Here is a 24551-nt window from a genome sequence, read left to right as displayed (position 1 = left end):
TTAATACAGAACAATGTATTTAACAGCTGAATTTATCATCACAATAATTCAACAAAATAAAAGCATGTTGAAAACCTTTCGATTTTTTTAAATAGAGCACGTAAGCGCATATCCATTTATCAGAATTCGTTTAGCTGAAAAAGCATTTAGGAATCACGGCATCGTCTGCCAAACTGCCCTTCAGAATGTTAAACAAAACACACATTAAGGTTGCAAGGAGGTTGTATGCGCGTCATCACCCTGGCGGGAAGCCCGCGTTTTCCCTCACGCTCCAGCGCGCTGCTGGAGTACGCCCGTGAAAAACTGGCGGCGGTGGACGTTGAGGTATGCCACTGGCATCTGCAAAATTTCGAGCCGGAAGATCTGCTGTATGCGCGTTTCGATAGCCCGGCGCTGAAAACCCTGACCGAACAGCTGTCGCAGGCAGATGGCTTAATCGTTGCCACACCGATTTATAAAGCGTCGTTTTCTGGTGCGTTAAAAACGCTGCTGGATCTGCTGCCCGAGCGTGCACTGGAGGGGAAAGTGGTGTTGCCGTTAGCGACGGGCGGTACGGTTGCCCATATGCTGGCAGTGGATTACGCACTGAAACCGGTGCTGAGCGCATTAAAAGCGCAGGAGATCCTGCATGGCGTGTTCGCAGACGACAGTCAGGTAACAGATTACCAGCATAAGCCGCAGTTCAGCCCAAATTTACAGGGCCGTCTGGACAGTGCGCTGGAGACATTCTGGCAGGCGCTGCACCGTCGCGATATTCGCGTTCCGGCGTTTCATCAGCAGTTTGAACATGCGTAAAAAAATGCCGGGAGGCGGCTACGCCTTACCCGGCTTTTTCACTACGCTAACGCTTTGGTAATCTTCTCGTACAGATCCCCGGAAAGATTCTCCAGCCCTTTCAGCTGTTCCAGCGCCCCACGCATCATCGCCTGACGTTTTGCATCATAGCGTTTGAGGCGGATCAGCGGCTCAATCAGACGTGACGCCACCTGCGGGTTACGGCTGTTAAGTTCCGTCAGCATCTCAACCAGGAATTGATAACCGCTGCCATCAAGCGCGTGGAACGCGGCCGGGTTGCTGCTGGCAAACGCGCCGATCAGCGAACGCAGACGGTTCGGGTTATTCATGGTGAACGAGCGGTGATTCAACAGCTTACGTACCGTTTCCAGCACGTTATCCGCCGGGCTGGTGGCCTGAAGAATGAACCATTTGTCCATTACCAGACCATCCTGATGCCATTTATCGTCGTACTCCTGCATCAGCGCATCGCGGCACGGCAGCTCTGCCGCCACGGATGCCGCTAACGCCGCCAGCGCATCGGTCATGTTGTCGGCCTGATGATATTGCTGGCGCACCAGTTTATCCGCCAGTTCACGCTCGCCAAACGCCAGATAGCGCAGGCACGTATTGCGCAGCGAACGTTTACCGATATCGTCATGCTCAACGCGATAGACCGGCAATTTGTTGGCGTTGTAGATAACGAGGAACTCATCCGCCAGTTCATTGGCCAGCGTACGGGTCAGCGCTTCGCGAACAGCCGCGATAGCGATCGGATCAATAACATCAAACAGTTCTGCGATTTCATTGGCCGACGGCAGCGTCAGAATTTCAGCCGCCAGCGCCGGGTCGATTTTCTCATCCAGCAGGATGGCGCGGAACGCATCGGCCACATGAACCGGCAGTGACAGCGGTTGGTTCTGCTGATGACGGTTGACGTTAATCTTGATGTAGTTGGCCAGCAGGCTTTGCGCCGCATCCCAACGGGAGAAGTCGTTTCGCGCATGACGCATCAGGAACGTTAACTGCTGGTCACTCCATTTGTATTCCAGCTTAACGGGTGCAGAAAACTCGCGCAGCAGGGACGGCACCGGCTGGAAGTAGACGTTATCAAAGATAAAGGTCTGCTCTGCCTGGGTGACGTTCAGCACGTTGTGAACCGGGTGCCCGTCCTTTTGCAGCGGAATCACTTTCCCTTCGTTATCATACAGTTCGATATCAAACGGAATATGGAGTGGCTGTTTATCCTGTTGGTCAGCCGTCGCTGGCGTACGCTGGCTGATGGTCAGCGTGTACTGCTCGGTTTCCGGATTATAGTCATCATGCACGCTGACAATTGGCGTACCGGACTGACTGTACCAACGGCGGAAATGCGACAGATCGACGTTGGACGCATCTTCCATCGCCTGCACGAAATCATCACAGGTGGCCGCGCTGCCGTCGTGGCGTTCGAAATAGAGCTGCATACCTTTCTGGAAATTCGCTTCACCCAGCAGGGTATGCAGCATGCGAATCACTTCCGCCCCCTTTTCATACACGGTCAGGGTGTAGAAGTTGTTCATCTCGATAACCATGTCCGGGCGAATCGGGTGCGCCATCGGGCTGGCATCTTCGGCAAACTGCAAGCCGCGCATGGTACGCACGTTATTGATGCGATTCACCGCGCGCGAGCCGAGGTCAGAGCTGAACTCCTGATCGCGGAACACGGTTAAGCCCTCTTTCAGGCTCAGCTGGAACCAGTCGCGACAGGTGACGCGGTTCCCGGTCCAGTTATGGAAATATTCGTGGCCGATGACGCGCTCAATATCGAGATAATCTTTATCGGTGGCGGTGTCGGTGCGCGCCAGCACGTATTTGGAGTTAAAGATGTTGAGACCTTTATTTTCCATCGCGCCCATATTAAAGAAGTCAACGGCGACAATCATGTAGATGTCGAGGTCATATTCGAGGCCGAAACGCGCCTCATCCCACTTCATGGAGTTTTGCAGCGACGTCATCGCCCACGGCGCGCGGTCAAGGTTGCCGCGATCGACAAACAGCTCAAGCGCCACCTGACGCCCGGAACGGGTGGTGAAGGTATCGCGCAGGACGTCGAAGTCTCCTGCCACCAGCGCAAACAGGTAGCACGGTTTCGGGAACGGATCCTGCCACTGTACCCAGTGACGGCCATTGTCCAGCTCGCCTTGCGCAACGCGGTTACCGTTAGACAACAGGTACGGATATTTCGCTTTGTCAGCGGTAATTTTGGTGGTAAAACGCGCCAGAACGTCCGGGCGGTCGAGATAATAAGTGATGTGACGGAATCCTTCCGCCTCGCATTGCGTACACAGCGCTTCGCCCGATTGGTAAAGCCCTTCCAGCGCGGTGTTCGACGCCGGGCTGATTTCGTTCACAATTTGCAGCGTAAAACGCTCTGGCAAGCCGCTGATAACCAGTTGCTTCTCTTCTTCTTTATAGTTCGTCCACTGCTCGCCGTTCACGTGTACGGAAATCAGCGTTAAATCTTCGCCGTCCAGACGCAGCGGCACATCAGACGCTGCATGACGGGAAACCTGGCTTTGGGCCGTCACGACGGTTTTTGCGGCATCCAGGTCAAAGGCCAGGTCGATATCACTGATCAGGTAGTCCGGCGCACGGTAGTCGTGGCGGTACTTGGCTTGGGGCTGTTGTGTCATAAAAAACCTTTAGCGTCGTTTGTAAAATGTCGTATCCAGTCTATTCCTGTTGTTTAAATCGCGCTATGCAGAATCTTCATCTTTTCCAGACAAATACCAAAAATTGCTACATTTGGATAACACATTGGCACGAAATGCCCTAGCCCCTTAGCAGGCCTTATGATGTGATCGGGGTTCAATAAATGAATAAACAAGGTATACTCCTGCTAATCTCCCTGTTGTTTATTTTACTAAACGCTCCTGTGAGAGGATGCTATTGCGCACCATGACTCAATTCGTGACTCCTGTTCTGCATTCGTTGCTTGATACGGATGCCTACAAACTGCATATGCAGCAGGCCGTATTCCACCACTACTACGACGTTAACGTCGCAGCGGAATTCCGCTGCCGTGGTGACGATCTGCTGGGCATTTATGCTGATGCCATTCGGGAACAGGTAGACGCTATGCGTTCGCTGAAACTCAGTGATGATGAATATCACTGGCTTTCAGGGCTGCCCTTCTTTAAAGAAGATTACCTGAACTGGCTGCGCGAATTTCGCTACGACCCGCAACAGGTGACCGTTACCAACGACAACGGCAAGCTGAACATTCGCCTTGATGGCCCATGGCGTGAGGTCATTATGTGGGAAGTGCCGCTACTGGCGGTGATAAGCGAGCTGGTTCATCGCTACCGTTCCCCGGAAGAAGGCGTACCGCAGGCGCTTGAAATGCTTGAGCATAAACTCACTGATTTCACGCGCATGACCGCTGACCTTGATATGTCCGCGTTCCGCCTGATGGATTTCGGTACTCGTCGTCGTTTCTCCCGCGACGTGCAGGAAGCGATCGTCAAACGTCTCCAGCAGGAGCCGTGGTTTACCGGTACCAGCAACTACGATCTCGCTCGTCGTCTCGACCTTACCCCAATGGGTACACAGGCGCACGAGTGGTTCCAGGCGCATCAGCAAATTAGCCCTGACCTGGCAACCAGCCAACGTGCGGCGCTGGCGGCCTGGCTTGCAGAATATCCAGACCAATTGGGTATCGCCCTGACCGACTGCATTACCATGGACGCCTTTCTGCGCGATTTCGGGCCGGAATTTGCTACCCGTTATCAGGGGCTACGCCACGACTCTGGCGACCCGGTTGAATGGGGCGAAAAAGCGATTGCCCACTATGAAAAACTGGGTATCGACCCGCACAGCAAAGTGCTGGTGTTCTCCGATAATCTCGATTTGCCCAAAGCGGTCGATCTCTATCGCCACTTCTCATCGCGCGTGAACCTGAGCTTCGGTATTGGCACTCGTCTCACCTGCGATATTCCCCAGGTAAAACCTCTGAATATCGTCATTAAACTGGTGGAATGTAACGGCAAGCCGGTCGCAAAACTCTCCGACAGCCCTGGCAAAACCATCTGTCACGACAAGGCATTCGTTCGCGCATTGCGCAAAGCCTTCGACCTGCCTCAGGTCAAAAAGGCGAGTTAATCACCAAAGGGAGCCAATCGGCTCCCTTCTTCTTTATTAATTTCTGAATTCTCCCCTTCACAGTGCGAAATCTGCTTGTCTGATGGCGGATGACAGGTAACATAGATAACTCCCTTTTTTAGGGAGCAACTTAATCTTTATTGGACAACTTAACAGAGAGACTATTATGAGCGTTGTGCCTGTAGCCGACGTACTCCAGGGCCGTGCCGCCGTTGACAGCGAAGTCACCGTGCGCGGATGGGTGCGTACTCGCCGAGATTCAAAAGCTGGCTTTTCCTTCCTCGCCGTCTATGACGGTTCCTGCTTTGATCCTGTACAGGCCGTTATTAATAATTCTCTGCCCAATTACAATCAGGAAATCCTGCGTCTGACCACCGGTTGCTCCGTGGTCGTCACCGGTAAAGTCGTGGCGTCTCAGGGCCAGGGCCAGAGCTTCGAAATCCAGGCGACGAGCGTGGAAGTGACCGGTTGGGTGGAAGATCCGGATACCTACCCGATGGCGGCTAAACGTCACAGCATCGAATACCTGCGTGAAGTGGCACACCTGCGTCCGCGCACCAACCTGATTGGCGCGGTGGCACGCGTTCGCCATACGCTGGCACAGGCGCTGCACCGCTTCTTCGATGAACAGGGTTTCTTCTGGGTGTCCACCCCGCTGATCACCGCATCCGATACCGAAGGCGCTGGCGAAATGTTCCGCGTCTCCACGCTGGATTTGGAAAACCTGCCGCGTAACGACCAGGGTAAAGTCGATTTCGATAAAGACTTCTTCGGTAAAGAGTCTTTCCTGACCGTTTCCGGCCAGCTGAACGGCGAAACCTACGCCTGTGCGCTGTCAAAAATCTACACCTTCGGCCCGACTTTCCGCGCTGAAAACTCCAACACCAGCCGCCACCTGGCCGAGTTCTGGATGCTGGAGCCGGAAGTCGCGTTTGCCGACCTGGAAGATAACGCCGCGCTGGCGGAAGCCATGCTGAAATATGTCTTCAAAGCGGTTCTTGAAGAACGTATGGACGACATGAAATTCTTCGCTGAACGCGTGGATAAAGACGCTATTGAACGTCTGCAACGCTTTATCGAGGCGGATTTCGCACAGGTGGATTACACCGACGCGGTCACCATCCTTGAAAACTGCGGTCAAACCTTTGAAAACCCGGTTTACTGGGGCGTTGACCTCTCTTCCGAACACGAACGCTATCTTGCTGAGAAACACTTCAAAGCGCCGGTGGTGGTGAAAAACTATCCGAAAGAGATCAAGGCATTCTACATGCGTCTTAACGACGACGGTAAAACCGTCGCGGCGATGGACGTGCTGGCCCCAGGTATCGGTGAAATCATCGGTGGTTCACAGCGTGAAGAGCGTCTGGACGTGCTGGATGCCCGCATGGCAGAGATGGGTCTGAACAAAGAAGATTACTGGTGGTATCGCGATCTGCGTCGTTACGGCACCGTACCGCACTCCGGTTTCGGTCTGGGCTTCGAACGTCTGATTGCCTATGTGACAGGCGTACAAAACGTCCGTGACGTGATTGCCTTCCCAAGAACGCCGCGTAACGCCAGCTTCTAAAGCTCCGCTATTTCAACAAGGCCAGCAAATGCTGGCCTTTTTTGTGCCCTTAACGTAAATCTTCGTCAATTACCTTAAGGATCAACCCCCTACAGAACGTAGTTTGTTACATCCCATTTCTGTTAACGTTTTCGCACAAAAAATACTCAATTCTTTGTGGATTTTAGGTTCACCTGAGCAAATAGCATTATTTTTAAGCGAGATCACGTCCTTTCTGAAACTTAATTTTAACATTTTCAGTTATTCACAATTACAGCAACTTGTGCAATAAACAACCCATAGTTAAATTAAAGATAAGAAATTCATATAGATATACAGAAATTCACTAACGTTTGCCCTAACCCAACAGAACTTTGAGTTGTCTCACAAAGTTCCTTATTTTTAATTTATTGTTACATAAAATTTCTTTTTGTTACTTAATTAGGATATTTGTAGCACTTTCCGGCTAGCGAAACGGTGGTTTGAATGGAAATATGCCTCTCAGACACAAAAAGACACCAAACTATCATCAATACTTCTGTAAATTTTTATTGACAGAAGTTATTGGCGGCAGTGGCGAGTGTCGATATAAAAAAAACCTAATGAGGGTAATAAATAATGATGAAGCGCAATATCCTGGCAGTGGTGATCCCTGCCCTGCTGGTAGCCGGTGCAGCTAACGCTGCAGAAATCTATAACAAAAACGGCAACAAACTGGACTTTTACGGCAAAATGGTCGGTGAGCATGTGTGGACCACCAATGGTGACACCAGCAACTCGGATACCACCTATGCCCGTATTGGTGTGAAAGGGGAAACTCAGATTAACGAACAGCTGACCGGTTACGGTCAGTGGGAATACAACATGGATGCGTCCAACGTTGAAGGTTCCCAAACCACCAAAACCCGTCTGGCCTTCGCGGGCCTGAAAGCCGGTGAATTCGGATCTTTCGACTACGGTCGTAACTACGGCGCTATCTACGACGTTGAATCTGCAACCGATATGCTGGTTGAGTGGGGCGGCGACGGCTGGAACTACACCGATAACTTTATGACTGCGCGTACCAATGGCGTCGCAACCTACCGTAACTCAGATTTCTTCGGGCTGGTCGACGGTCTGAGCTTCGCGGTTCAGTATCAGGGCAAAAACGAAGATCGTAACATTCAGAAGCAGAACGGCGACGGTATCAGTACCTCTGCGACCTGGGCCTTTGGCGAAGGCTTTGCTATCTCCGCAGGCTACGCTAACTCTAACCGTACTACCGATCAGAAAAACCAGGCCTTTAGCGCAAGCGGCGACAAAGCCGAAGCGTGGGCGACCTCTGCTAAGTACGATGCAAACAACGTTTATGCGGCTGTCATGTACTCTCAGACCTACAACATGACCCCGGAAGACACGGGCTTTGCCAACAAAACACAGAACATTGAAGCAGTGGTTCAGTACCAGTTCGACTTCGGCCTGCGTCCCTCCGTTGGCTACGTACAGTCTAAAGGTAAAAACCTGGCGTCACGCCCTGGCTTCGACGGCGGCACTGCTGACCTGCTGAAATATGTTGAAGTCGGCACCTGGTACTACTTCAACAAAAACATGAACGTCTATGCAGCGTACAAGTTCAACTTGCTGGACGAAAACGACTACACCGCAGCCACTGGCCTGTCTACCGACGACCAGGCTGCTGTGGGTATCGTCTACCAGTTCTAATCAGTACGCCACTTTGTTATATGCACAGGAAACAGGGCTTCGGCCCTGTTTTTCTCGTTTACACTAGTTAAAAATCGCGACTTTTGAAAAGGCTCGCGCTTTTCATTGCAAACGGTTGGCATTTTGTAAATCTGCCGTTAACCTGATAGCGGATTTCTCCAAGTCACTCATAAATGGAACCCCGTCATGTTTGAGAACATTACAGCCGCCCCTGCCGACCCAATTCTGGGCCTGGCCGATCTGTTTCGTGCCGACGACCGCCCGAGCAAAATCAACCTCGGGATTGGAGTTTACAAAGATGAGACCGGTAAAACCCCGGTTCTGACCAGCGTTAAAAAAGCGGAGCTTTATCTGCTGGAAAATGAAACGACTAAAAATTACCTCGGTATTGATGGTATCCCGGAGTTTGGTCGTTGCACGCAGGAGCTGCTGTTCGGTAAAGGAAGTGAAATCGTCAATGCGAAACGCGCCCGTACGGCGCAAACGCCTGGCGGTACCGGCGCACTGCGCGTCGCGGCAGATTTCCTCGCCAAAAACACCAGCGCGAAACGCGTTTGGGTAAGCAACCCGAGCTGGCCGAACCATAAAGGTGTGTTCAATGCCGCTGGCCTCGAAGTTTGCGAATATGACTACTACGACGCCCAGAACCACGCGCTCAATTTTGATGGCCTTATTGCCAGCCTGAACAATGCACAGGCTGGTGATGTGGTGCTGTTCCACGGCTGCTGCCATAACCCGACCGGTATCGATCCGACGCTGGAGCAGTGGCAACAACTGGCGAAGCTTTCCGCTGAGAAAGGCTGGCTGCCGCTGTTCGATTTCGCCTACCAGGGCTTTGCCCGTGGTCTGGAAGAAGATGCCGAAGGTCTGCGCGCGTTCGCCGCGCTGCATGATGAGCTGATTGTTGCCAGCTCTTACTCCAAAAACTTCGGTCTGTATAACGAACGTGTGGGTGCCTGCACCCTGGTCACCCGCGATGCGGACAACGCCGATCGCGCCTTCAGCCAGATGAAGTCGGTGATTCGTGCTAACTATTCCAACCCGCCGGCTCACGGCGCATCCGTTGTCGCGACCATTCTCAGCAATGACGCGCTGCGCGCCATTTGGGAACAGGAGCTGACCGATATGCGTCAACGCATTCAGCGCATGCGTCTGCTGTTTGTGAACACGCTGCAGGAGAAAGGTGCGAACCGCGACTTCAGTTTTATCACCAAACAGAACGGCATGTTCTCGTTCAGCGGCCTGACCAAAGACCAGGTGCTGCGTCTGCGTGAAGAGTTTGGCGTCTATGCGGTGGCTTCTGGCCGTATCAACGTCGCGGGTATGACACCGGACAACATGGCGCCGCTGTGCGAAGCCATTGTCGCCGTGTTGTAAGACGGGTCAGACGACGTAAAAAAGGCCGCTTTCGCGGCCTTATTTCACTGACAAAGTGCGCTTTGTTCTTGCCAGATGCGGCGTAAACGCCTTACCCGGCCTACAAAACAGTGCAAGTTCAATATATTGCAGGAGCCTTGTAGGCCTGATAAGCGTAGCGCATCAGGCAATGTTGCGTTTGTCATCAGGAAAAAGGCCGCTTTCGCGGCCTTTTTTGCTATTACCAGACAGGCATTTCATCCTGCAGGAACGGGTTGTGCAGCCGCTCATAGCCGAGCGTTGACAGAGGGCCATGACCCGGAATAAACGTCACGTCATCACCCAGCGGCAATAGCTTGCGTTTAATCGCGTCGATCAGTTGGCCGTGGTCACCGCGCGGAAAATCACTGCGCCCCACCCCGCCCTTAAAGATAACATCACCGGAAATCAACAGCCGGGACGCGTCATCGAAAAAGACGATGTGGCCCGGCGTGTGACCCGGACAATGCAGTATCTGTAACTTCACATTGCCCACGCTTACCGTTTCGCCTTCATTCAGCCAACGGTCAGGCGTCAGAGGCTGACACTCTTCGAGGCCGAACATCCGGCTCTGTTGCGGTAATCCCTGCAGCCAGAACTCATCTTCTTTTTCCGGCCCAATCACAGGAATACCGTAGTGCGCAGCCAGCTCCGCCGCCGCACCTACGTGATCGAGATGCCCGTGAGTGAGTAAAATCTGAACCAGGGTAACGCCAGCGGCCTCAACCTGCTCTTTGATTTTCTCAGCATCACCGCCAGGATCGACCAGCGCAGCAAGTTTCGTTTGCTCGCACCAAATCAATGAACAGTTCTGCGCGAACGCGGTGACCGGAATAATACGATAGTTCATAAGGCTCCTGTTTCGTTACCAGTGCCGCACCGGCCCGGTATCAATATGCACAAAGTTGCTACGTGGGTAGTATCCTACACCACCTGCGCGCATAGATAACGCGGCTTTGCGAATATTGCTTAACGAAACACCTTCAATATGGAAATCCATCGCCCGTCCTTTCGTGTGGTAGCTGTTTTTCGCTACACCACGGCTATGGGCTCGTAATTCATTATTCGTATCAATGGCGCGGTAGCCAGAGATTAACTGTACCGGACGATTAGAGCCTAATAAGCCCTGCAGTCGATAAAGCTGATCGAATAATGAGGGATCAATAGTGGTTATTTTATTCGCGCGAAAATCACGGAAGAAATGATTGAGTTTTGCTAATTCATCCTGAATATAGCCTCTGCCGTCGAAAAACTCGGCTTTTATCAACTCACCCGTATGAAGATTGTTCAGCGTCAGGATCCGCGGACGTGGGGTCGAGAGGGTAGCAAGTGCAGGCGTCGGCAAGATAGCAGCAGCGCCCAGCGCAGCCCCACCCAGCGCCAGCAGTTTGCGGCGATTAGCGTCAAATTTGTCCATGATAATCAGGTCTACAAGTAAATGTGATCGAAATTTATGCACTTCTGGCGCACGTAGGGCACCTTACCGGGCATTTCTGCCAGCGTCAAGGCGACCATCCCAGCGCAACCCGCACCACCAGGGCTTTCCCTGGTGGGCGTTGCGACATAGATACGACCACTAAATTACCTGAACTACTTCATTTATCTGATTAATTGTTCCGCTTTTGGCAGGATTTGTGCGCCAGATCGCGCTGTTACATCATAATTGTAAATATCTGTGCGATATTGTGTCTTTCCATCAGCGTCAACAAAGGCGGTGAGGTAATAAAGATTCACCGGGATATTCTGTCTAATATTCACGTAGCGTGTATTCCCCTGCTTCAGCGCATCGGAAATTCGCGCGTCATTCCATCCGGCATCACTCAATAACATACCGGCGAGTTCAGAGGCTTTATTCACACGCACGCAACCAGAACTTAACGCTCGGGCATCTTTCTGGAACAAATTATGGTTCGGCGTATCGTGTAAATAGATGGCGTCCGAACTCGGCATATTAAATTTATACCGCCCGAGTGAGTTGTGTGGCCCTGGTGCCTGCTGGAAGCGGAACGGCAGATTTGACGCCGTGATGGTTGACCAGTCTACACGCCAGGGATCAATGGTTTCGCTACTGTTCCAGCCGCGCATCACCGTATAGTTGTGACGCTCAAGGTAACCGGGATCGTTACGCAGTTTCGGCAGAATGTCGTTGCGCGCCAGCGTTGGCGGTACGTTCCATGGCGGGTTGACCACCACGTTATTCAACGCGCTGCTCATCATCGGCGTTTTGCGATCCGGACGCCCCACAATGACACGCGATGCCAGCACCTGATTGCCGTCCTGATAATAGACCAGCGAATACGCCGGGATGTTCACCATAATGCCTGTAGAAAGTTTACCGGGCAGCAAACGCAAACGCTGAATATTCAGCGCCACGACACCGGCACGTTCGGCGTTGGAAAGATTGAGCGCATCACGCGTGGCACCGCCAATAACGCCATCGCTGCCCAGCCCCTGTGAGGTCTGGAAGCGCTTAACGGCGTCGGACAATGTACGGTCATACGCTTGTGGGCCAGACTTTGCCGTTTTTCTGGTTTTCGCGGATGGGCTGACGGCCGGTTCGTCACCTGGCAGCGTAATATTGGGCCCACCATCAAGCATGCCATGACGTTGTAAAATTTCCCGCAGCGCAGGGACATCACTACTCCATTGCCCAGGCCGCAGTGACGCGCCTGATTTCAGCGTCGGCCAGGGTTTGGTGTCCGAGAGCAGCGACAACAGTGTCTGGTGCATGGTTTCATACTGCGGATGTTGAGGAGCCAGCCCGGCGATAAACTGCGGTAATGTGCCCTCAGTGAGCGCCAGTTGCCACTGGTTAATGACCGACAGCGGCGGCGTCGCCATGGTGTACGGTTTCGCACTGTACAACCAGCGATTACCCTGAACCGGAATACCGCTTATAAAGTGCAGGTAGCCCATCAGTGCATCAGACAGCACGACATCCCGCGCCATCCCGTTGACGTTCGGGTCGGTTAACAGCTCAACCCATTTGGTAAATTGCGGCTGAAAACCAGCAATCGCCACTTCGGCCAGCTGCTGTTGGAACGCACGAACGGCATCACGATTTTCCCACATCGGTTTCATATCGTGTGCGGCGTAAAGCGTAACCAATGGATTGAGATAAACCGGCGTGTAGCCTGCTGGCAGCCAGGACTGAATATCAGCCCGGCTTTTTGCCGCAGCCCCATCGGGGAGCGGCTGTGTTCCCAACAGATTCGCCATCGCTGACGCCTGGCTTCCCGGAACCGCCAGCGCAGGCGCAGTTTCCGCTACGGTGGCGGAACTGTCGGAAGGCACGACTTCTGGCTCATCGGCCAGCGCGTTAAACAGTGGAGCAAACGTCATTGCCAGACACACACTCACGACCGACAATCGACGACCATTCTTTTTATTAAGCAACATCCCTTGCCCCCTGTTATTGCATTAATGCTCGTAAAACGGGCTTACTCTCAGTATATAAAGACAAAAAATTTCTGCCTGACCAAATGTAAAGAAGTCTAAAGATAATACCCCCTCTGGCCGCAAAAGCAGATAGCTAAAACGGCGCTTCTCCCTGAATGAGAAAAAACCCGGTCACTTTCGCGCCGGGTTTTTTATTTACGCCCTTTTACATCAGGAGGCGTCAGCCGTTCCCGGTAGTGTCTCTGGGAGTTGCGCGGCAAACCCTCGCAGCCCCACCACATGAACGTGCTCGTGATTGCCAACCACTTTACGCACCAGTTTATAGGTGGTGCCTTTTTCCGGGCTGATATTCTCTGGTGCCGCAATAATCAGCTGCATTTCCAGACGTTCGCACAGCTCGAACAGCGTGGCGATAGAACGGGCATCCAGACGCGCCGCTTCATCGAGGAACAGCAGACGACACGGCGAGAGGTCTTTTCCGCGCAGGCGACGCGCTTCATCTTCCCAGCTCTGTACCACCATCACCAGAATCGACATCCCGGTACCAATCGCTTCACCGGTTGAGAGCGCGCCCGATTCCGCACGCAGCCAGCCATCGGAACCACGGTTGACTTCCACTTCCATCTCAAGATAGCTGCGGTAATCAAGCAGTTCTTCGCCAATGGTTTGCGGCGTGCGCTGGCCCATATCAATTTGCGGATTAAGGCGTGAATAGAGCTTCGCCAGCGCTTCGGAGAAGGTCAGACGGTTACTGTTAAACAGATCCTGATGCTGTTCGTGCTGCTCAGAAAGCACATTCAGCAGCGTCGAGTGCGTTTCACGCACGTTAACGTTCAGACGCACGCTGTTAACCTGACCAAACGACACGCTCTGCAGCCCCTGGTTCAGTTGACGAATACGGTTCTGCTCGCGCTGAATGGTTTTGCGAATGATGTTGGCCACGCTGCGAGAGCTGATCGCCAGTTTCTGTTCACGTCCGGTCAGTTCTTCGGTCAGACGGCTCAGTTCGATTTCCATCTGTTCGATGGCTTCAACCGGATCATCGGTGCGAATAATATCCTGACGGATACGCTCGCGCAGATGCTGGTACACCGCCACGAAGAACTGAATTTTACGTTCCGGGCGTTTCGGATCTTCCGACATACGTAGCACATCGCGCAAATGTTCGTTATCCGCTACCGCCAGACGCAACGCTCCTAACGCTTTATCCGACATCGAACGCAGGTCATCGGCAGAAAGATACGCCAGCTCGCGGCGGTGCAGACGACGTTCTACGCCGTTGTCTTTCACCAGACGCATCACCGCGCACCAGCCGGCTTTCGCGCTCACGACCTGCTCGCGCATTTCCAGATAATCACGTTCCAGCTTGCGCAGTTTGCGGGTCAGATTGTCCATTTCCGCTTCGCAGAAGGTCAGCGCTTTTTCCAGCTGATTACGACGCGCGCGGTTGTTGCTTAACTGCGCGTGCAGTTCATCGCGGCGAATACGCGCACGCTCTTCCGCCCCGCTGTCGGCGCGAACGCCAATATCCTGCAACTCTTTGTAGAGATCGTTAAGCAGCTCTTTCTTGGTGTCGTAAGAACTTTTCAGCGACGCCAGCACCTGGCTGTACTGACTTAGCTGCGCGGCATGGGTACGCATCGCTTCACGGGCACGCGTACGCTCGCTTTCTGCCTGCTCCAGACGCTGGCGCAGTTTTTCGTTAAGATCGCTATTGCCGCTGAGCATCTCCGCGGAATCAGAGTAGCTGAAGTGTGCACGACGCTGCACCACTTCCGTCAGTGCAAACGCCTGCTGACGCGCTTCGCGCTGCACCTGCTGCGACCAGGCATAATCTTCTTTCAGTTGTTCAAACTGTTCCGGGTCACTCTGAAGCACGGAGACAACCGGCTCCAGTTTCGCCAGTTGGTTACCGTGCTGCTGAATAAAGCGTGCGGCTTCCTGCGCTTCATCCAGGCGTTCCTGAATTTCATCGACGCGGTCTGCCAGCGTTTCATCGGCCAGCAGGCTCAGGCGCGGCAGCAGACGGTTGAGTTGAGCAACGCCCTCCTTCGCCTGTTCAAACTGCGTACGCTGCTGCTGGTTGTCGCTTTCGTGCGTATTCAGCGCGCGTTCCAGCTCACCGCGACGGGTATTCAGCTTGCGAATTTCTGCTTCCGGGTCATCGTCAAACGCCACCGACAGATGGCTGCCGATAAAGCGGCTGAACGCCTGATGCAGGCGCTGGGTTTTCTGCACATCAAAGGAGAGCGTGGCGAAGCGCTCGGAAAGCACTTCACGCTCGGCATGCAGGGCCTCAATGCGGTTTTCACGCGCTGCACGTCCAAACAGCGGCAGGCTTGGGAAACGCGAATAACGCCACTGGCGATCGGCAATTTTCACCACCACCGCTTTTTCCAGCTCATCTACACTGAAGACGCTGTCATCGAACGACTGCGGGTCACCCTCGATCAGGTAGAGATCTTCCGGGCAATCTTCCAGCCCCTCAAGCTGCTCGGCGATCTGCGAGAGATCCGGCACCACAATCGCGTGACGCGACGGGCCATACAGCGCAGAGAAGTACGGTGCATCATCCAGACTGACATCGTCATAAATTTCAGACAGCAGCACGCCACCGAAACGTTCGGCCAGCGCGTTAAGACGCTGATCTTCGGAGCCGCCCGGCTGGCTTAAACGCTCGATCTCTTCATCGATTTCACGTTTACGCGCGCCGACTTCATCACGCTCAACAATCGCTTCACGCTCGCGTTCCAGCAGTTGTTGCAGATATTCGGTGACATCGGAGCTGGACTCAAACTGCTCGCCGCTCTGTTCGCAGAGCTGGTTCAGGCTGTTCTGCGCCGCCAGCCACACCGGCGCGCGGTGCATCAGGGCGGAGATGCGCGATTGCAGCGTTTCCAGTTCCTGACGCAACGACATGCGCTGTTCGCTGGCGCTGGAGACGCTGTCAGAGAGCACGGAGATACGCGCTTCCAGTTCCTGATGCAGCGTTTCCAGGTCTTCAATATCGTAGTGTTTACCCTGACGTTTGCAGAATTCCGCCAGCAGACGCTCAGCTTCCTGCTGCTCACGCAAACGCTGTTCAAGCTCGTTCAGTCGGCCACGCAGAGACTGCGCCTGCTCGGCGAGGTGACGCTGATTGACGCCGTCACGCAGTAATTCACGCGCCACGTTCCACGCTTCATCGCGGGCAACCGGGCCGTTAATGGCAACCACAATCTGGTAGGCCTGCTCAAACTGGCTGTGGGCGGTTTGCGCCACGCTCATTTTCTGTTCAAGGGAGAGCAGTTTTTCTGTGGCTTCCTGCTCTTTGGCCTGGAACGTTTCCAGCCATTCATCGGCGCTGTCAGGCGTCAGATCGGGTAGATGGCAAAGCTCTTTCGCGCGGGCCAGCGCTTGCTGCGCCTGATTGTACTGAATGGCGCGGGTTTGCTGCACGTCCAGCGCCTGCTGGTAGTCAGCGAGCTGACTTTTCAGCTCATCCACTTCCAGTTCAGCGGCTTCGGCGCGGGCTTCGTTCTCTTCCTGCTGCTCCGCCGCTTCAGCGACCACTTCGTTCTGTTCTTCAAGACGAACCTGTAACTCTTCTAAATCCGTTTCGTAACGCTCAATTTTTTCCTGCTGACGCAACGCGGTCTGCACCAGATTCAGGTGATCGCTTGCCGCCTGGTAATCGGCTTCCAGATCGCCTTCCGCACCGTTGTGCTCCTGCAGCTCGCGGGCCATGTCAACGTGCTTATACTGCTCCGCCGCCAGCTGCTGGCGAGAAGTAAACAGTTCGCGACGATACTCCAGCGCTTTATCCAGATGAATACGACGCTCATTGGCGTGGCGCATGTAGTCTGCCGCCACGTAATCTGTCGCTTCGGAAATCAGATGCTTAAACAGGTCACGGTCAGACTGGGTGACGCGAATCGCTTCCAGCGTCATGCGGTTTTCGCGCAGCGCGGCTTCCATGTCCTGGAACGCTTTACGCACGCCGCTGTTTTCCGGCAGCAAATAGTCGCGCAGAGAACGGGTGATAGCGCTGGAGATCCCACCGTACAGCGAGGCTTCAATCAGGCGATAGAACTTGCTACGGTCTGATGCGGAACGCAGACGACGAGCGACGATGCCCAGATCGAACATCAGCGAGTGGTAGTCGGTTATCGAGTTAAACTGTTTGAACTGCACGCCTTCGATGGCTTCAAGCTTATCTTTCAACTCCTGCAGGGTCAGCACGCGCGCCTGACGCTCGTTGAGCGTTTCGGTGAGCAGCGACGTCGGCTGCATAGAGGTCGGCAGCCCCTGAATGGCGAACGGTTTGATGTCAACTTTACGGTCGCGCCCGGCGACCTGTTGCAAACGTACACCCACGACCACGCGCTGATGGCGCGAGTTCATGACGTCCAGCACTGAGTAACAGACCCCCGCCTTCAGCTTACCGTGAAGGCCTTTATCGCGCGAGCCGCTGGTCGCGCCCGCTTCGGTGGTGTTACGGAAGTGCAGCAGAGTAAGGTCAGGGATCAACGCCGTGACGAATGCCGCCATGGTAGTGGATTTCCCTGCCCCGTTCCCGCCCGACAGGGTGGTGACTAATTCATCAAGGTCAAAGGTACGGGCGAAGAACCCGTTCCAGTTAATCAGCGTTAGCGAACGAAATTTACCGCGATCGATCATTACTCTTCCTCCCCGCTATCCGGCTGATTGTCTTCATTCTCATCATTAAGTTGCAGATGGTTTTCAATCGCCATCGCTTCGCCGTCGCGGATCATCCGCAGTTGCGCTTCACGCGCATCGTCGCCCGAACGCACGTCAGCGCCGAAGCGGAATACGGATTCGGTGATGCGGAATTTACTGCTGTCATGGCCCATGAACCACACCATGCCCAGACGGCGCAAACGGTTCAGGGACGAACGGACTTTTTCCTGTAGCTTCTGACGATCAAGGTCAGAACCGGTGGAGCGGTTGTTCACCAGCTTCAGCAGTTTGGCTTCATCCGCCAGCGCAAGAAGCTCGTCGTAGAGCTCCTGCTGAGTGAAAATGCCCTCGTTTGCCAGGCGCTCCGGGCTCAGATAGAGGTAGCAGAGAATTTTGCCGACCATCATATCCAGCTCGGACAATACCGAGCGCGGAATCAACGTGGTGGAACGCGGACGCAGATAGAAAAACCCTTCCGGAGCGCGAATCAGCTCAACGTTATAACGCGCATAAAACTCTTCCAGATATTCCTGGAAATCCATCAAAAAGGCGTGATTATCCAGCTCATCCAGACCGATATGCCGACCCGCACGCAACGCGCTATCCAGCGCCGGAAAAATAGGATTGGCCAGGGCCTGCGCCAGTTTTACTGGCATCACTTGTTCAATATTTGTCGATGACATGCGCCTGTACCTTGGCTCCGTAATCATTAATTGGCTGCCATTTTGCTGGCAACCCGGTGAAATCTGCTTGTGCAAAGCCTAAACGAACCGCCTGATCGACCACAATACGCGCCACGTCGAAGTGACGCGCACGCGGGTACTGGAGCAGATACTCTTTAACCACCAGCCCCAGATCCAGCGGGATCGCTTTGGTTTTATAGACAGCAAGCTGCTCTTCGATCAGTGCCGCCAACTGTTCGCGGATTTCGTTAAACTCTTCGTACTCTAAGTCTGGCGGAAGTTCACCCATGACCTCTTCATCGCGCAGCGTCATCTCTTCATCACGCATATCCAGCAGACGATCGGCGCTGGCGTAGGTGAGCGCCCATGGTGCATCGAAGTAATTCTGCACCGACTGACGCAAACGCTGGGCAAAGACGCGGTTTTTATCCATATCAATAGCGGTACGGATAAATTTATGTACGTGGCGATCGTAGCCAATCCACAGGTCAATCGCCTGCTGACCCCAGCTCACAATGCGGTCGAGCTTATTCTGCAAATCAAACACTAAATGGTCGACAAAGTGCAAATGATCGTGGCTGAGCGTCGCATCCTGAATACGCAACAGGTTAGCCTGTAGCTTATCGCCTGCCGCGTCCAGCGTATCCTGCAATTCACGCAGTGTGCCGGACGTTTCAGAGAGCAGCATTTCGCAGCTGGAGATCGCCGCGCGCCAGTCTTTATTCAGCAACTGGGCAATATCATCTTTAACCGACTGCTGCTGCTCATCCATGATGCGCTGCGTCAGGTCGATGCTGTCGAAAATCTCGGCCACCGAGTATTTCAGCGGCGCATAGACGTTACGGTGCCAGTGGAACTCATCACCGCCTTCCGCTGCCGCATCGGCGGCGCGTTTCAGCTCACTGGCCACGATCGATAACTGCATTGAAAGGCGCAGGGTCGAGAATTCGCGTTGGCGGATGTAATAATCGGTAATACCGATCCCAAGCGGCGTCAGGCGATAAATAGCATTGCCTTCGGTCACTTCGCTGGTAAAGCGGTTCAGCAGACGTTGGCGTACCAAATCGTTAATCGCGTTATTGGCACGCGTACTGATGGTTTCACTGGTTTGCTCAAACGCATCACTCACATGACGAAACGCGTCCACCAGCTCGCCTTCCGTCATTTCACCCTCCAGTCGCTCGCCGTTCAGCGTTGCGACAGCCAGCAAAAATGAGAGCCTGTCGACTGGAAGCGAGATGGCAAAATCATTTTTTCTGGCCCAGGCAACCAGTTCGGGGACTGTCTGGGAAAATTCACTCATAGTTTATCCTTGCTTCTGCGGCTTCAGCGCGGTGACATGAATATAGCGCCCCAGGCTAATGTAAGGCTCCTGACGGCAATAGCGCGTCTCTAATTCCAGTAACATCTCATAGCTGTCATGCTGCCGATGTTTTTCGCGCAGATAATCATGAAACACTCGCACGCCGGTTTTCCCGGTGACCTGCCAGCCGGCGTCTTCCAGCCAGCCGTAGACCTGTTGCGGATCGCGCGGGTAGTTCGGCGATAACGTCCGCTTTTTCTTTTTCGGCATTCCGATCATGACATAGTCAAAATTACCGGCCACCATGTTATGCATCAACAAGCCGTTTGCATTGTAGAACATTAACGATAATGCGCCGCCCGGACGCAGGACAGACCATAACGCATTCAGCGCATCTTTCGGTTCCGCCACCCACTCCAGCACAGCATGAAACAATATCAGATCAACCGGGGTTTCCAAATGGTGAGCCACATCCTGAACCGCGCATTGTATAAAATGCATGTTGTCGCTCACACCTTTATCGCTGGCAGCCTGTTTTGCGCGGGCGATCATTTCTGCGGAAAGATCGCACAGAATCACCTCATGACCGCGCTCGGCCATTTTAATCGCCGTCTGGCCTTCCCCACCACCAGCATCCAGTACGCGCAGCGGGCGAGAATCAAAAGTTTCCAGTAGCCGGTCGAGATCCTGCCACAAAATGGCCTGACGCAACTGCCCTTTCGTTGTGCCATAGATATTGCGCGAAAATTTTTCCGCGATGTCATCAAAATTGCGATCCTGCACAGGACGACCTCACTCGCCAACAACAAGGCGGCTATTTTGTCACACCCACGGCGATAATGAAGCTATCTGGTGTAATATCCCTGCGTTGATCCACTTAGATGGTTAAAAAAGGACCCATTCAGATGCTTTTTATGCTGAAAAAGTATATTGGCGGGATGATGCTGCCACTGCCGCTCCTGCTATCACTGACGGGACTAGGATTATTCCTGGTTTGGTTTACGCGTTTTCAAAAGACGGGCAAAACGGCAATCACGGTTGGCTGGCTCCTGTTATTGCTATTAAGCCTGCAGCCCGTTGCCGATGGGTTACTTAAACCGATTGAAGATAAATATCCCACCTGGCGCGGTGAGCAACGCGTTGAATATATCGTGGTACTGGGTGGCGGATACACCTGGAACCCGCAATGGGCGCCCAGCTCAAACCTGATAAATAATAGTCTGCCGCGCCTGAATGAAGGGATTCGACTGTGGCAGGCCAATCCGGGATCTAAAATGATCTTCACTGGAGCACGCGCGTTGACCAACCCGGTCAGCACCGGTGAAGCCGGCGCACGCGTGGCGGAGAGCCTCGGCGTGCCGCGAAACGACATTATCGTCCTTGATACACCGAAAGATACCGAGGAAGAAGCCGCCGCAGTGAAGGCGGCAATTGGCGATGCACCGTTCCTGCTGGTAACCTCCGCCTCGCATCTGCCGCGCGCAATGATTTTCTTCCAGCATGCGGGGCTGCATCCCCTTCCCGCCCCCGCCAACCAGTTGGCGATCGAATCGCCGCTCAACCCATGGGAGAAAGCGATCCCGTCCCCGGTCTGGCTGATGCACAGCGATCGCGTCGGCTATGAAACGCTTGGGCGAATCTGGCAGTGGCTGAAAGGCATTTCAGGAGAGCCAGGGAAGGAGTGATTTCGCCGCCAGATCGAAATTCGCGCGATTAAACCGCCCGGTGTTCACCAACCGGGCGACTTCATCCCACATCAGGTAAAGCCAGCGCCGCCAGAGGAACGATTCCGCCACCGGTGCGCGCTGAAGATAGCGCCACAGCAGCCCTTCCGCATGACCGCTTTCGGTCAGGCGAAACAGTTCAAACTCGCGCGGCGCCCATAACATCGCCCCGGGGCCTACCATCGCCAGCAACTGATCGCTGCGTGCATCCTTCAACATGCTGCGTAACGTAAAATTACCGTGGATCAACACACAGTTATCGTTAAACCCCTCGAACAGCGCAGGCAGGCACTCGCGGGTACGAAACAGAATACGTTTATCCTGCATCGTTAAACCCGTGTTGTGGTAAAGATTCAGGGTACCCCACAGCACTTCAACGCGCTGGCGGTACCAGTATGGCCATAGATTTTCCTGAGTACTGTCGACAAACCCGACCAGTCCGCCGCTATCGTGACGGTGCCAGGCCAGCAAACCTTCAACAATCTGATCTTTTAGCTGCTCCCAACGTTCCGGAGTACGGGCTGGCGCTTCGACCGGAACGCCGCGCAGGCGTTCGAGCAGGAGGACGTCCGGGCCGGGATGTTCTTCGTGGGTCATGACGCCGTAAACGATGGGCATTCGCACCGTGCTGCTGCGGGCGAGCATGGAGATTTTCCATGCCAGCTGACGGGCAAGGCCGGGTGTAGTGAAGCTTCTGGCGAGTAAAGGTAGCGGATTGCCGTGGGCGTCATACAGTGACCACAGCGCGGTATCAGCCTTCTCGTTGATACATTCCACCCGACTGAGTTTTTCTCCCAGAAGGTGGCTTAGTTCGGCGCGCAGTTGTTCCATTTCAGTTTGCCCCCATAAAAGCTACTGCTTTTATAATGAGCAAATGCAAGACAGATGTCACCGGATTAGATCAAAACCGTTACAGAAAACAGAAGAATACGTAGCGCTAAAGAGCCCCCGCGGACGCAGGGGCGAGAGGATTACTTCATTTCCGCGCGTACGCGCTCCAGATCTTCCGGCGTATCGACGCCCGTACCCGGCACTTCCTCAGCAACAGCAACGTGAATTTTTTCGCCGTACCACAGCACGCGCAACTGTTCGAGCATTTCAATCTGCTCAAGCGGACTTGGTGCCCAGCCGACGTAGCGACGAATAAACCCGGCACGATAGCCATAGATTCCAATGTGACGAAGCAGAGAATCGCCTACCGTTTCACGGCTTTTCGCAAAGCGGTCGCGATCCCACGGGATGGTGGCGCGAGAGAAATAGAGCGCATAGCCCTCTTTATCCATCACCACTTTTACCGCATTCGGATTAAACGCTTCTTCCGCGTTGTCGATAGGTACCGCAAGTGTGGCCATACCGGCTTTGCTGGCGGCGAGGTTCTCCGCCACCTGACGAATGATGACCGCCGGGATCATCGGCTCATCGCCCTGCACGTTCACGACGATAGTGTCATCGCTGAAACCGCATTTCTCGACCACTTCCGCCAGACGCTCGGTACCAGACTGATGGTCGGCACGGGTCATGCACACTTCACCGCCCGCCGCTTCCACGGCTTTCGCCACATCGGCATGGTCAGTCGCCACAATGATACGATCGGCGCCCGATTCACGCGCGCGTTCCAGCACGTGTACAATCATCGGCTTGCCATTGATATCCTGCAGCGGTTTACCTGGCAGACGTGTGGAAGCGAATCGCGCCGGGATAATAACGACAAAAATCATGGTCTGCTCTCTTCTGCCGCCAGCGGGCGGGCTTCGTGTTCTAACAAAACCGGGATCCCATCGCGGAACGGGAACGCCAGGTTATCAATCTTGCAAATCAGTTCCTGCTTATCCTGGCTGTAGTAGAGTTTGCCGTTACAAATTGGGCAGGCGATAATTTCTAATAAACGGTGATCCATGGTTCCTCCTGATGCACCGGGTAGGCCTCGATGCAGCATATCATAGTGCCATCTCAGGCAACGTCAATTTCCCAGCCATCCCGCTGATGCAAAAAGAGCTTTTCCGGTAGCCGTTGCAGACGGATCCGGTTAGCGCCTTGCCAACGGGCAAAATCATTCAGCGCCTGTTTCAGGCCTTTCTCAAGCGAGGCGCTCACGCGTGTGCCCTCTTCCAGATAAAGCGCGATAACCTCCAGCACACCCTCTTTGCGGTGCATTTTGCTATCGATACGCCCTACCAGCTTACCCTGATGCAACAGCGGCAACACGAAATAGCCGTACTGACGTTTGGGCGCCGGGGTATAACACTCCAGCCGATAGGAAAAATCAAAAAATTGCTCCGCGCGTTTACGATCCCACACGACAGGGTCGAAAGGAGAAAGCACCGCACTGTGCGTGGCGTTAAGTTTGCCTTCTGCCGCCAGCGCCAGTTGAGGCAGCAGATCGGTATGCACCCACATCTCACCCAGTTGCTCAACCCGTACGGGCACCACCTGCTGAGTGTCCTGCCAGCGTTTGAGCAGCGCGGGGAGATTGGGCTGTCGCAGACGATAGTAATCCGCCAGCCACTGTGGACGGAATATCCCCAGACTACGCGCGCTATTTTCCAGCATCAACGCTTCCGCGTCATTCTGCGAGAGCGCATGCAGTTCATCCTGCCAGCCTGGCATAACGCGATGCGTGAGGTCGTAGACGCGCTGAAAGTTGCGCCGCTCCACCACCATCACTTTGCCTGCGGTAAACAACCCTTCCAGATGACGTTTGTGCGGTTTCCATTCCCACCAGCCGCTTGCGCCTTTGCGCGGGTGAACAAAATCCGCAGAACGTACCGGGCCATTTTCAGCAATATGCGCGATAAGCGAGTCAATTTCGTCGGCATGTTCGGCCATCCATTCCGGATGGTATTTCCAGCCCATATTGTGCGGCGAGAGCATTTTGTGACGAACAAGCGGGAAATCGGATCGCGGTAAAAAACAGGCTTCGTGCGCCCAGTACTCCATCAGTTCACCCCGCACCAGCGCGTCATCCAGCCAGTGTTGCGGATAGGAGCCGAGGCGACTGAAGAGAACAAGGTAGGGGCTGCGGGCGACGACGTTAATGGTATCGATTTGCAGCAGCGACATGCGCTGAATAGTCGCGAGAATATCCGCCGGTTTCGCCTGACGCCGTGGGCGTTTGAGTAACCCCTGCGCAGCAAGATGGAGATGGCGCGCGGCGCTGAGGGTCAAGTGCAACTCTGACATGTCACATCCCCATGTTCCGCTCC

At 54.1% G+C, this 24551-nt stretch carries 18 protein-coding genes; 6 read left to right on the top strand and 12 right to left on the bottom strand.

Annotation, left to right across the window (positions count from 1 at the left end; all coding sequences use genetic code 11):
- The first annotated feature begins 225 nt into the window (after positions 1-225).
- Complete coding sequence (gene ssuE, locus DBY68_RS21640) at positions 226-795, top strand: NADPH-dependent FMN reductase (RefSeq protein WP_108474567.1); 570 nt, start codon at positions 226-228, stop codon at positions 793-795.
- A 41-nt stretch (positions 796-836) separates the two neighbouring features.
- Here ssuE and pepN read toward each other — a convergent pair whose 3' ends face one another.
- A complete protein-coding gene (gene pepN / locus DBY68_RS21635) occupies positions 837-3449 on the bottom strand; it encodes an aminopeptidase N (protein WP_108474568.1) in 2613 nt (870 codons plus the stop codon).
- Between the two features lie 265 nt (positions 3450-3714).
- Here pepN and pncB point away from each other — a divergent pair, with 265 nt between their 5' ends.
- The 4 genes from pncB (at position 3715) to DBY68_RS21615 (ending at position 9541) form a co-directional block, all read left to right on the top strand.
- Positions 3715-4917 (top strand): nicotinate phosphoribosyltransferase, encoded by a 1203-nt coding sequence (gene pncB / locus DBY68_RS21630; protein WP_108474569.1) that lies wholly within the window; start codon positions 3715-3717, stop codon positions 4915-4917.
- A 166-nt stretch (positions 4918-5083) separates the two neighbouring features.
- Positions 5084-6484, top strand: coding sequence for an asparagine--tRNA ligase (gene asnS, locus DBY68_RS21625; protein WP_108474570.1), 1401 nt, complete (start codon positions 5084-5086; stop codon positions 6482-6484).
- Between the two features lie 597 nt (positions 6485-7081).
- Positions 7082-8164 (top strand): porin, encoded by a 1083-nt coding sequence (locus DBY68_RS21620; RefSeq protein ID WP_108474571.1) that lies wholly within the window; start codon positions 7082-7084, stop codon positions 8162-8164.
- 186 nt (positions 8165-8350) lie between these two features.
- Complete coding sequence (locus DBY68_RS21615; RefSeq protein WP_108474572.1) at positions 8351-9541, top strand: amino acid aminotransferase; 1191 nt, start codon at positions 8351-8353, stop codon at positions 9539-9541.
- A gap of 220 nt (positions 9542-9761) precedes the next feature.
- Here DBY68_RS21615 and DBY68_RS21610 read toward each other — a convergent pair whose 3' ends face one another.
- The 7 genes from DBY68_RS21610 to cmoM form a co-directional block, all read right to left on the bottom strand.
- On the bottom strand, positions 9762-10409 hold the full coding sequence (locus DBY68_RS21610) for an MBL fold metallo-hydrolase (protein ID WP_108474573.1): 648 nt from the start codon (positions 10407-10409) through the stop codon (positions 9762-9764).
- A 15-nt stretch (positions 10410-10424) separates the two neighbouring features.
- Positions 10425-10976: a YcbK family protein gene (locus tag DBY68_RS21605; RefSeq protein ID WP_108474678.1), complete on the bottom strand. Its 552-nt coding sequence runs from the start codon at positions 10974-10976 to the stop codon at positions 10425-10427.
- 182 nt (positions 10977-11158) lie between these two features.
- Positions 11159-12958, bottom strand: coding sequence for a L,D-transpeptidase (gene ldtD / locus DBY68_RS21595; RefSeq protein ID WP_108474574.1), 1800 nt, complete (start codon positions 12956-12958; stop codon positions 11159-11161).
- Positions 12959-13168: 210 nt separating this feature from the next.
- A complete protein-coding gene (mukB, locus tag DBY68_RS21590) occupies positions 13169-17617 on the bottom strand; it encodes a chromosome partition protein MukB (protein ID WP_108474575.1) in 4449 nt (1482 codons plus the stop codon).
- Positions 17617-18321, bottom strand: a complete 705-nt coding sequence (gene mukE, locus DBY68_RS21585) for a chromosome partition protein MukE (RefSeq protein ID WP_015965083.1) — start codon at positions 18319-18321, stop codon at positions 17617-17619. The genes mukB and mukE overlap by 1 nt, the downstream gene beginning before the upstream one ends.
- Positions 18302-19624: a chromosome partition protein MukF gene (gene mukF / locus DBY68_RS21580; RefSeq protein ID WP_108474576.1), complete on the bottom strand. Its 1323-nt coding sequence runs from the start codon at positions 19622-19624 to the stop codon at positions 18302-18304. The genes mukE and mukF overlap by 20 nt, the downstream gene beginning before the upstream one ends.
- A 3-nt stretch (positions 19625-19627) precedes the next feature.
- A complete protein-coding gene (cmoM, locus tag DBY68_RS21575; RefSeq protein ID WP_108474577.1) occupies positions 19628-20407 on the bottom strand; it encodes a tRNA uridine 5-oxyacetic acid(34) methyltransferase CmoM in 780 nt (259 codons plus the stop codon).
- A gap of 122 nt (positions 20408-20529) precedes the next feature.
- Here cmoM and elyC point away from each other — a divergent pair, with 122 nt between their 5' ends.
- Positions 20530-21309, top strand: coding sequence for an envelope biogenesis factor ElyC (elyC, locus tag DBY68_RS21570; protein WP_108474578.1), 780 nt, complete (start codon positions 20530-20532; stop codon positions 21307-21309).
- Here the strand turns inward: elyC and DBY68_RS21565 are convergent.
- From DBY68_RS21565 to DBY68_RS21550, 4 genes are all read right to left on the bottom strand, one after another.
- Positions 21286-22179, bottom strand: a complete 894-nt coding sequence (locus tag DBY68_RS21565; protein WP_108474579.1) for a YcbJ family phosphotransferase — start codon at positions 22177-22179, stop codon at positions 21286-21288. The two genes, elyC and DBY68_RS21565, sit on opposite strands and share 24 nt — an antisense overlap.
- A gap of 140 nt (positions 22180-22319) precedes the next feature.
- Positions 22320-23066 carry a 3-deoxy-manno-octulosonate cytidylyltransferase gene (gene kdsB / locus DBY68_RS21560; RefSeq protein ID WP_108474580.1) on the bottom strand — a complete coding sequence of 249 codons (747 nt, stop codon included), beginning with the start codon at positions 23064-23066 and terminating at the stop codon, positions 22320-22322.
- Entirely contained in the window at positions 23063-23245 is a 183-nt protein-coding gene (gene ycaR / locus DBY68_RS21555; protein ID WP_108474581.1) for a protein YcaR, read from the bottom strand. The genes kdsB and ycaR overlap by 4 nt, the downstream gene beginning before the upstream one ends.
- 53 nt (positions 23246-23298) lie before the next feature.
- The gene (locus tag DBY68_RS21550; protein WP_108474582.1) at positions 23299-24528 is read right to left on the bottom strand and encodes a winged helix-turn-helix domain-containing protein; all 1230 of its coding nucleotides are present in this window, start codon (positions 24526-24528) and stop codon (positions 23299-23301) included.
- Between the last annotated feature and the right edge of the window lie 23 nt (positions 24529-24551).

It is taken from the genome of Pseudocitrobacter sp. RIT415 (assembly GCF_003057695.2).
GTDB classification, from domain to species: Bacteria; Pseudomonadota; Gammaproteobacteria; order Enterobacterales; family Enterobacteriaceae; genus Pseudocitrobacter; species Pseudocitrobacter faecalis.
The sequence above is the reverse complement of the archived record's forward strand: the minus strand, read 5'-3'. Positions and strand labels throughout refer to the sequence as shown.

Excerpts from the sequence above, each read along its gene's own strand:
- ssuE (WP_108474567.1), top strand. The coding sequence starts at position 226 with ATGCGCGTCATCACCCTGGCGGGAAGCCCGCGTTTTCCCTCACGCTCC.
- pepN (WP_108474568.1), bottom strand. The coding sequence starts at position 3,449 with ATGACACAACAGCCCCAAGCCAAGTACCGCCACGACTACCGTGCGCCG.
- pncB (WP_108474569.1), top strand. The coding sequence starts at position 3,715 with ATGACTCAATTCGTGACTCCTGTTCTGCATTCGTTGCTTGATACGGAT.
- asnS (WP_108474570.1), top strand. The coding sequence starts at position 5,084 with ATGAGCGTTGTGCCTGTAGCCGACGTACTCCAGGGCCGTGCCGCCGTT.
- DBY68_RS21620 (WP_108474571.1), top strand. The coding sequence starts at position 7,082 with ATGATGAAGCGCAATATCCTGGCAGTGGTGATCCCTGCCCTGCTGGTA.
- DBY68_RS21615 (WP_108474572.1), top strand. The coding sequence starts at position 8,351 with ATGTTTGAGAACATTACAGCCGCCCCTGCCGACCCAATTCTGGGCCTG.
- DBY68_RS21610 (WP_108474573.1), bottom strand. The coding sequence starts at position 10,409 with ATGAACTATCGTATTATTCCGGTCACCGCGTTCGCGCAGAACTGTTCA.
- DBY68_RS21605 (WP_108474678.1), bottom strand. The coding sequence starts at position 10,976 with ATGGACAAATTTGACGCTAATCGCCGCAAACTGCTGGCGCTGGGTGGG.
- ldtD (WP_108474574.1), bottom strand. The coding sequence starts at position 12,958 with ATGTTGCTTAATAAAAAGAATGGTCGTCGATTGTCGGTCGTGAGTGTG.
- mukB (WP_108474575.1), bottom strand. The coding sequence starts at position 17,617 with ATGATCGATCGCGGTAAATTTCGTTCGCTAACGCTGATTAACTGGAAC.
- mukE (WP_015965083.1), bottom strand. The coding sequence starts at position 18,321 with ATGTCATCGACAAATATTGAACAAGTGATGCCAGTAAAACTGGCGCAG.
- mukF (WP_108474576.1), bottom strand. The coding sequence starts at position 19,624 with ATGAGTGAATTTTCCCAGACAGTCCCCGAACTGGTTGCCTGGGCCAGA.
- elyC (WP_108474578.1), top strand. The coding sequence starts at position 20,530 with ATGCTTTTTATGCTGAAAAAGTATATTGGCGGGATGATGCTGCCACTG.
- DBY68_RS21565 (WP_108474579.1), bottom strand. The coding sequence starts at position 22,179 with ATGGAACAACTGCGCGCCGAACTAAGCCACCTTCTGGGAGAAAAACTC.
- kdsB (WP_108474580.1), bottom strand. The coding sequence starts at position 23,066 with ATGATTTTTGTCGTTATTATCCCGGCGCGATTCGCTTCCACACGTCTG.
- ycaR (WP_108474581.1), bottom strand. The coding sequence starts at position 23,245 with ATGGATCACCGTTTATTAGAAATTATCGCCTGCCCAATTTGTAACGGC.
- DBY68_RS21550 (WP_108474582.1), bottom strand. The coding sequence starts at position 24,528 with ATGTCAGAGTTGCACTTGACCCTCAGCGCCGCGCGCCATCTCCATCTT.